We start from the raw sequence: 7731 nt of genomic DNA, 5'->3' as shown, positions 1-7731 counted from the left end.
GCGGCCCATTATGAGGACGGTCGATGAGACCAACTCCCGTTCGGGCGCACGACCGCATGCTCCTCGGGGTGGCCACCTCGGGGAGCATCCAACTTCTCAAGCATTAAAGCATAAATCGGACAGACAATTCCCGTGCTTGTCACGGGAATCTAGTCATCCCCAGTCCCGGGGGATGAAAAGACCCTTTCCGCTGCGCAGACGTGCGTCGACTGGATTTCTGTGACGAGCACAGAAATGAGGGCCGCTCGTTGAAAATGTTCGCGCCAAATAATTCACGCTACAAGTCAATGACCGACCCGGTGTAAATGCAGCGTCCACGAAACGAGAGTGCACCATGACCGACGCCCGCCAGTTCAACGTCCGCGATGAGGAAGGCCGCACGATATGTCCCGCATGCGGTTTTCCAAACTATGCATACCGCGATGCATACACCGAAAGAGGCGGATTGATTGGAGTAACAATCTGCCCGGCTTGCTTCTGGGAACCGGGTTTTGATGACCATCAACTCGCTAGTGCCGCCGCCAAGGACACGATAATGGAATCGGTGCATGCGTACCGGGCCGAGTGGAGCAAGACACTTGAATGGCGGGGACACGAGGAGCGAAAACCTGACAACTGGGACGCCAAGAAGCACCTAGATCGTCTTTTCGAGCTGGCACCACATCTCCGTTGATTGCCGCGCAGGCGCACCAACCCCTCACCTGAAAAATCTATCACTTAGCGTTGCTAAGACCATGATTTTTTCTCCTCTCCCACAAGGGTAGAGGTAAAGGCGCAAGCGGCTCAGCACCCGCCTTATCTCTCCCCTTGTGGGAGAGAAAGCGATTTCAACATCTTGAAGCGCGCTAAGCCCTTAAGTGTTAGAAATTGCAAGTGAGGGGTCAGATCAGCGCGTGGTTTCCGTAGTCAAGCGCAGCCACCATCACCCCGGCAGCTTGAAGTCAGGTGCCACCAGACCGCCTGATATCAGCAACTTGGCGCCGTCTTCAGGGGTCATGTCCAACATGATGATCTTGTCCTTGGGCACGAACAGCAGGAAACCCGCTGTCGGTACCGGGGTTGGCGGCAGAAACACAGCCACCATTTCCTGCCCCATCTCGTTAAAACGATAGGCAAGTTCACCTTTGGCGTCGGACGACACGAATACCAGCGCCCAGGTGCCGGATGATGGAAACTCGATCATGCCGACCTTCTTGAACGAGCTGGAATGCTCCTTCAGAACGGATTCGAAAATCTGTTTCAGGCTCTTATAGACCGGGCGAACCAGCGGCATGCGATTGACGAGAGATTCGCTGAAACCGACAACCCATTTGCCAATCAGGTTGTTGCCGAGAAAGCCAATGATGGTAATGCCAACCATCGCAATCAGCAGGCCAAAGCCTGGAATGGCAATGTCGAAATACTGCTCCGGGTCGTAACGTGCGGGAATGTAGGGTTTGACCCAGCTATCTGCCCACTGCAGGAAAGACCAAACAATCCAGATGGTTATCGCAACAGGCGCAAGTATGATGACGCCCGTCAGGAAATTGTTCCTGATACGTGAGGCAAGCGAAATTCTGAGGGGGTTATCGGCCATTACTCATTCATTTTGTGGCGGCAATCTGCGCCTGCAACTATGTGCCCGCATCGCCGTAAAAACCCGGGTGATAATGCACAATGCCGGATGGCTTGTTGCCATGCAAGCTGACGAACATGAAATATTCGTTAGGTATGCCGTCGGTGTTCAGCGTCTCGGAATTTACAAAACCGAAGCGGCCGTAAAACTCCGGATCGCCAGCGACAACGCAGCCTGCGGCCTGCATGCGCTCCAGCATATCCAGCCCCGCCTTTACCAGACGGCTGCCAATGCCCTGCCCCTGCCGTTCCGGCGCAACTGACAGCGGGCCAAGCCCGTACCAACTGCCTTCACCATCTTCCACGCTGACATGCGAAAAGGCAATGTGTCCCACAATGCCTTCGCTGTCTTCCGCCACAAGAGAAATGGTCAGGGCGTCTGCCGCCCTTAACCGATCGATAATCAGATGCTCGGTCTGATCGCTCTGTTCCATGTCCCGAAACGCCGCTTGCGTTACTGCGGAGATTGCCTCAGCATCGGCAGGCTTTTCGGGACGGATGATCATTCCACGGTGACCGATTTTGCCAGGTTACGCGGCTGGTCCACATCCGTGCCCATGAACACAGCAGTGTGGTAGGCGAGCAGCTGGATTGGCAGAGAGAACACCATCGGCGTGGTGATTTCATCGACATTCGGCAGAATGATCGTTGCCATGGTCGGCAGCTTGGAGGCTGCGGCACCCTTTTCATCGGTGATGAAAATGATCTTGCCGCCGCGGGCTGCCACTTCCTGCATGTTGGACACGGTCTTTTCAAAGAACCGGTCAAACGGTGCAATGACGATGACAGGCATATTCTCGTCGATCAGCGCAATCGGACCATGTTTCAGCTCGCCAGCGGCATAACCTTCGGCGTGAATGTAGGAAATTTCCTTCAGCTTCAACGCGCCTTCGAGCGCCAGCGGGAAGCTGGTTCCACGGCCGAGATAAAGCACGTCCTTGAAGCGTGACAGGTCACGCGACAGCGCTTCGATCTGTGGTTGGATGCTGTTGAGAATGGAACTCATCACACGCGGCATCTCGATGAGATGTTTGACGATTTCCTTTTCCTGCTCCGGCGTAATGGTGCCGCGTGCCTTGCCTGCCGCAACGGCAAGCGAAGCCAGCACCGCCAGCTGGCAGGTAAACGCCTTGGTCGAGGCAACGCCGATTTCCGGACCGGCCAGGATCGGGAAGATGGCGTCGGATTCACGCGCAATCGTCGATTCCTTGACATTGACCACGGCGCCAATCTTCAAACCGGCATCCTTGCAATAGCGCAGCGAGGCCAGCGTATCAGCCGTTTCACCGGACTGCGAAATGAACAGCGCCGCCTGTGTCGGCAACAACGGCATTTCGCGGTAACGGAACTCGGAGGCCACATCGATTTCCACCGGCAGACGCGCATAACGCTCAAACCAGTATTTGCCAACCAGACCGGACAAATACGCCGTGCCGCATGCGGAAATGGCCAGACCGGACACCTTGGAGAAATCAATCGCCGGGTCAATCGGCTTGATGGCGCCGGCGGCAAAGTCCACATAGTGGCTCAGCGCATGCGAAATCACTTCCGGCTGTTCGTAGATTTCCTTTTCCATGAAGTGGCGGTGGTTGCCCTTGTCGACCACGTATGCGGTTGCCTGCGAAATCTGGCGGGCGCGAGTGACAGGTTTGCCGGTAAAATCGGTAATCTCGGCGCCAGCATGGGTCACAACCGCACAGTCACCGTCAACCAGATAGCTGATTTCATTGGTAAACGGCGACAGCGCAATGGCGTCGGAACCGAGGAACATTTCACCCTTGCCGTAACCAACCGCAAGCGGCGGTCCGAAACGGGCGGCCAGCAGCGTGTCGGGATCATCCTGGAACATCACCACCAGTGCGTAAGCGCCGGTCACGCGGTTCAGCATGGCCAGCATCGCTTCGCGGTGGCCCAGGCCTTCGCGGGTAAACTTGGCCAGCAGCTGTGCCACAACTTCCGTATCGGTCTGTGTGGTAAACACGGCACCTTCGGCGGAAAGCTCATCACGCAGTTCGGAGAAGTTTTCGATAATGCCGTTGTGAACAACCGCCACGCCATCAATGAAATGCGGGTGGGCATTGGTTTCGTTCGGCACGCCGTGGGTTGCCCAGCGGGTGTGGGCAATGCCTGTCTTGCCTGGCAGAGGCTCGTCGGCTAGCCTTTTTTCAAGGTTGAAAAGTTTGCCCTCGGCGCGGCGACGGGCCATCACGCCATTATCAATGGTTGCGACACCGGCAGAATCATAACCACGATATTCGAGGCGTTTCAGCGCATCGACAAGACGCTCCGATACCGGCTGTGTTCCGACAATTCCGACAATTCCGCACATGCAATTCTCCATACGGCACTTCTATGGCCGCCAGTCCTAATCATTTCGCGGAAATCCGCAATTCCGTCGCCGGTCACTTTCGGTTTCGGCCGGTAACGAAGGTCAGGCCTTCTTACTCTTTTCAGCCTTAAGTGCCTTTGCCCGCTCACGAATTACCGTTGCGCGACCTTCCTTTATCTCCTGGCGCGCACGGCCCAACGCCAGCGCATCGGCAGGCACATCTGCGGTGATCACGCTGCCGGAAGCCACATAGGCACCATCGCCAACGCTGACCGGTGCGACCAGCGAGGAGTTGGAGCCGATAAAGGCACCCTCGCCGATTCTGGTGATGTGTTTGTTGATGCCGTCATAGTTGCAGGTAATCGTACCGGCACCAATATTGCTGCCAGCGCCGACAAAGGCGTCGCCAATGTAAGTCAGATGGTTGACCTTGGCGCCAGCGCCGATCTCGGCCTTCTTGACCTCACAGAAATTTCCGACCTTGGCATCCGCGGCCAGATTGGCACCGGGGCGCAGCCGCGCATATGGGCCAACTGTGGCACCGGCGCTGACATAGGCACCTTCCAGATGCGAAAAGGCGTGAATAACCGCGCCGCTTTCAATGGTCACGCCAGGTCCAATCACCACATTCGGCTCAATCAGCGCGTCCTGGCCAATCGCAGTGTCCCAGGACAGGAATACGGTTTCCGGCGCAATCATCGACACGCCAGATATCATCAGCTCATTGCGGCGACGCTCCTGCCACAGACGCTCGACATAGGCCAGCTCCGCGCGGTTGTTGCAGCCGGTCAGTTCAGTTTCCGGCGCATCGATGGCAACGGTCTTGCCGCCCAGCGAGCGGGCAATTTCCACGATGTCGGTCAGGTAATATTCGCCCTTGGCATTGTTGTTGCCAATGCGGTTCAAAAGGTCCAGTGCCTTGGCACCCTTGATCGCCATCAGGCCGCTGTTGCACCAGGTAACCTTGCGCTCCTCGTCAGTGGCATCCTTTTCCTCACGGATAGCCACCAGCTCACCATTTTCCACCAGCAGACGACCATAACCGGTTGGGTTGGCAGTGTGGAAACCGATGACCACAACATCAACATCCTGCGCCAGTTCTGCCCGCGCCGCATTCAGCGTCTCAGACGTCAACAGCGGTACATCGCCGTAAGCAATCAGAACGTCATCATATCCACGCTCGATTGCCGCCTTTGCTGCCAGCACCGCGTTGCCAGTGCCAAGGCGCTCTTTCTGGAGATAGGATTCAACCTCGACATCCGGCCGTTCGGCAGCCCTGCTGACGTTTTCGGCATCGCGGCCAACCACGAGTGCTGCGGTACTGACGCCAGCACCTGCAATCGCCTGCATGACATGGGCAATCATCGGCCGGCCAGCAACGGGATGCAGAACCTTCGAGATGGAGGATTTCATGCGCGTGCTTTCGCCCGCAGCCAGAATAACAGAAAGACAACTACGTTCCATAAAACCTCCATGCTGCAGCGACGGGCACGCCGTCCGGCAGGCATTTATCCAAGTACCATTCAGTTCGCGTATTTATACGTTTGCGTGATGAGTTACAGCGCACACCTTAAGAAATCCACGTTTGGCTTCTTAAAATGGCAGCAAAACGTGGATAATCCGCAAATATCAGGCGGTCGTGCGGGAATTCACAAAAGACATGATCTGGTTGCGACCATTCTCGATCAGCGTTTCCATCTGCTTGCGGGCACTGGCTGCATCATGGGCGCGCAGCGCCTCCACCAGCTGCAAATGGGTACGGGAAACATCGGCAATCTCATTGCTGTCGGTTTCCGGATTGCTCATGCGGAAAATCCCGATCAGCGACGCCTTGATCAGCGTGCCGACCGTGCGCATGAACGGATTGCCCGATACCTCGGCCAGCAGAATATGAAACTCCATGTCGGCAATGGCGCGCTTTTCCTTGGAAAACGAAGGATCACCCATCGTGGTTGCCAGCATTTCCAGTCTGACAAGATCGGCATCACATGCATGTGTTGCGGCCAGCGACGCGGCAAAGGGCTCGAATGCCAGCCGCATGTCGTAGAGGTGCAGCAGAAATTCAGTGTTGATGCCGCTCTCGAAGTGCCAGTGCAGCACGTCGCTGTCGAACATGTTCCACTTGTCGCGCGAAGTCACACGCGTGCCAATTCTTGCCTTCGGCGCCACCATGCCCTTGGCCGTCAGGGTTTTCATCGCCTCGCGCAGAATGGTGCGGGATACCTTGAACCGGCCAACAAGCTCAGCATCTCCGGGCAAAATCTCACCGGCTGAAAATTCGCCGGAAACAATGCCCTGCCCCAGCTTGTGAACGACCTGCGCATGACTGGTGCGCGGACGCGCCACCTTCATGACATTATCGAGATTTTCTCGAACCAAAGACCAGACCCCATTATTATTATTGGACGTTTCGATTGCCGGATCGCCCCTGTAAGACACTTAATCTGTAACGATTCAGCTGGTTATCAAACCAAAGTCGTGTCGTAACACTGGTAATCAGCAACGCCAAGAAAACGCCATTTCAACAAATAAGATGCAAAACTAACAAAAATCACCAGCCGGTTGCAATCAGCAACTTGGCCGCACCGGCAGTCCAAAATTCAAACGACGGCTCTTTCCGCCAAAAAGCCGCGCGGGGTAATCACGCGCGGCTTTTCGTAGTCATGACTGCGGCAGATTATTGCGGCAGCTTGTCGTCAACGCCAGCAACGTAGAAGTTCAGGCCGAGAAGTACGCCGTCTTCAGCCTTTTCGCCGTCCTTCAGCCACTCGGAACCGTCCTGCTTCTTGATCGGGCCGGTGAATGGATGCAGTTCGCCGGACTTGATCTTGGCTTCGGTTTCTTCCGCCATTTTCTTCACGTCGTCAGGCATGTTTGTATAAGGCGCCATGGTCAGGATGCCGTCTTTCAGGCCGTCCCAAACCGATTCCGACTTCCACTTGCCGTCGAGCAGGTCCTGCGTGCGCTTGATGTAATAAGCACCCCAGGTGTCGACAATCGCGGTCAGCTGGGTCTCAGGACCAGCCTTGATCATGTCGGAAGCCTGGCCGAAAGCCTTGATGCCACGCTCGGTCGCAACCTGCATTGGAGCAGTCGTGTCGGTGTGCTGCGTCAGGATATCAACGCCCTGGTCGATAAGAGCCTTGGCAGCGTCGGCTTCCTTGCCTGGGTCAAACCAGGTGTTGGCCCAAACAACCTTCACCTTGAATTCTGGGTTCACGGACTGTGCGCCGAGAACGAAGGCGTCAATGCCCATCACAACTTCCGGAATCGGGAAGGACGCGATGTAACCTGCAACACCCTTCTGCGACATCTTCGCAGCGATCTGGCCCTGAATGTAACGGCCTTCGTAGAAGCGCGAGTTGTAGGTCGCCAGGTTTTCAGCTGTCTTGAAGCCGGTCGCGTGTTCGAACTTCACCTTCGGGAACTTCTCGGCAACCTTGACGGTGGCGTCCATGAAGCCGAACGAGGTGGTGAAGATCATTTCGCAGCCAGAACGGGCCATACGCTCGATAGCGCGCTCGGCATCTGGACCTTCCGGAACGCTTTCAAGGAAAGGCGTTTCGATCTTGTCGCCGAAATGCTTCTGCAGTTCGAGACGACCAATGTCATGCGCCTGTGTCCAGCCGCCATCGGTGCGGGAACCGACGTAGACGAAGCAGATCTTCTTTGGATCTTCGGCGCGAGCGGCCGAAGACAGGCCGCCGAGAACGGCTGCCGTTGCGGTGAGTGCGAGAATGAACTTCTTCATTTTTACCCCTGCTGTGGTTTGATTGCAGTTATTCCAA

7 protein-coding genes are annotated in these 7731 nt (G+C 56.1%); 1 reads left to right on the top strand and 6 read right to left on the bottom strand.

Annotation, left to right across the window (positions count from 1 at the left end; translation table 11 throughout):
- Positions 1-334 precede the first annotated feature (334 nt).
- On the top strand, positions 335-673 hold the full coding sequence (locus HGO37_RS25955) for a hypothetical protein (RefSeq protein ID WP_250985900.1): 339 nt from the start codon (positions 335-337) through the stop codon (positions 671-673).
- Between the two features lie 249 nt (positions 674-922).
- On the opposite strand, the gene HGO37_RS25950 is transcribed toward HGO37_RS25955, so the two are convergent.
- From HGO37_RS25950 to HGO37_RS25925, 6 genes are all read right to left on the bottom strand, one after another.
- Positions 923-1576, bottom strand: coding sequence for a DUF502 domain-containing protein (locus tag HGO37_RS25950; RefSeq protein WP_250985899.1), 654 nt, complete (start codon positions 1574-1576; stop codon positions 923-925).
- A 37-nt stretch (positions 1577-1613) separates the two neighbouring features.
- Positions 1614-2120 (bottom strand): GNAT family N-acetyltransferase, encoded by a 507-nt coding sequence (locus HGO37_RS25945; protein ID WP_250985898.1) that lies wholly within the window; start codon positions 2118-2120, stop codon positions 1614-1616.
- On the bottom strand, positions 2117-3943 hold the full coding sequence (gene glmS / locus HGO37_RS25940; protein WP_192490965.1) for a glutamine--fructose-6-phosphate transaminase (isomerizing): 1827 nt from the start codon (positions 3941-3943) through the stop codon (positions 2117-2119). Before glmS ends, HGO37_RS25945 begins: the two co-directional genes overlap by 4 nt.
- Positions 3944-4045: 102 nt before the next feature.
- Positions 4046-5407, bottom strand: coding sequence for a bifunctional UDP-N-acetylglucosamine diphosphorylase/glucosamine-1-phosphate N-acetyltransferase GlmU (gene glmU, locus HGO37_RS25935; RefSeq protein WP_250985897.1), 1362 nt, complete (start codon positions 5405-5407; stop codon positions 4046-4048).
- A 165-nt stretch (positions 5408-5572) separates the two neighbouring features.
- The gene (locus tag HGO37_RS25930) at positions 5573-6295 is read right to left on the bottom strand and encodes a FadR/GntR family transcriptional regulator (protein WP_250985896.1); all 723 of its coding nucleotides are present in this window, start codon (positions 6293-6295) and stop codon (positions 5573-5575) included.
- 325 nt (positions 6296-6620) lie between these two features.
- Complete coding sequence (locus tag HGO37_RS25925; RefSeq protein WP_192490962.1) at positions 6621-7694, bottom strand: BMP family ABC transporter substrate-binding protein; 1074 nt, start codon at positions 7692-7694, stop codon at positions 6621-6623.
- Between the last annotated feature and the right edge of the window lie 37 nt (positions 7695-7731).

Source organism: Rhizobium sp. CG4 (assembly GCF_023701965.1).
Classification (GTDB): domain Bacteria; phylum Pseudomonadota; class Alphaproteobacteria; order Rhizobiales; family Rhizobiaceae; genus Agrobacterium.
This window is presented reverse-complemented; position numbering and strand designations above follow the sequence as displayed.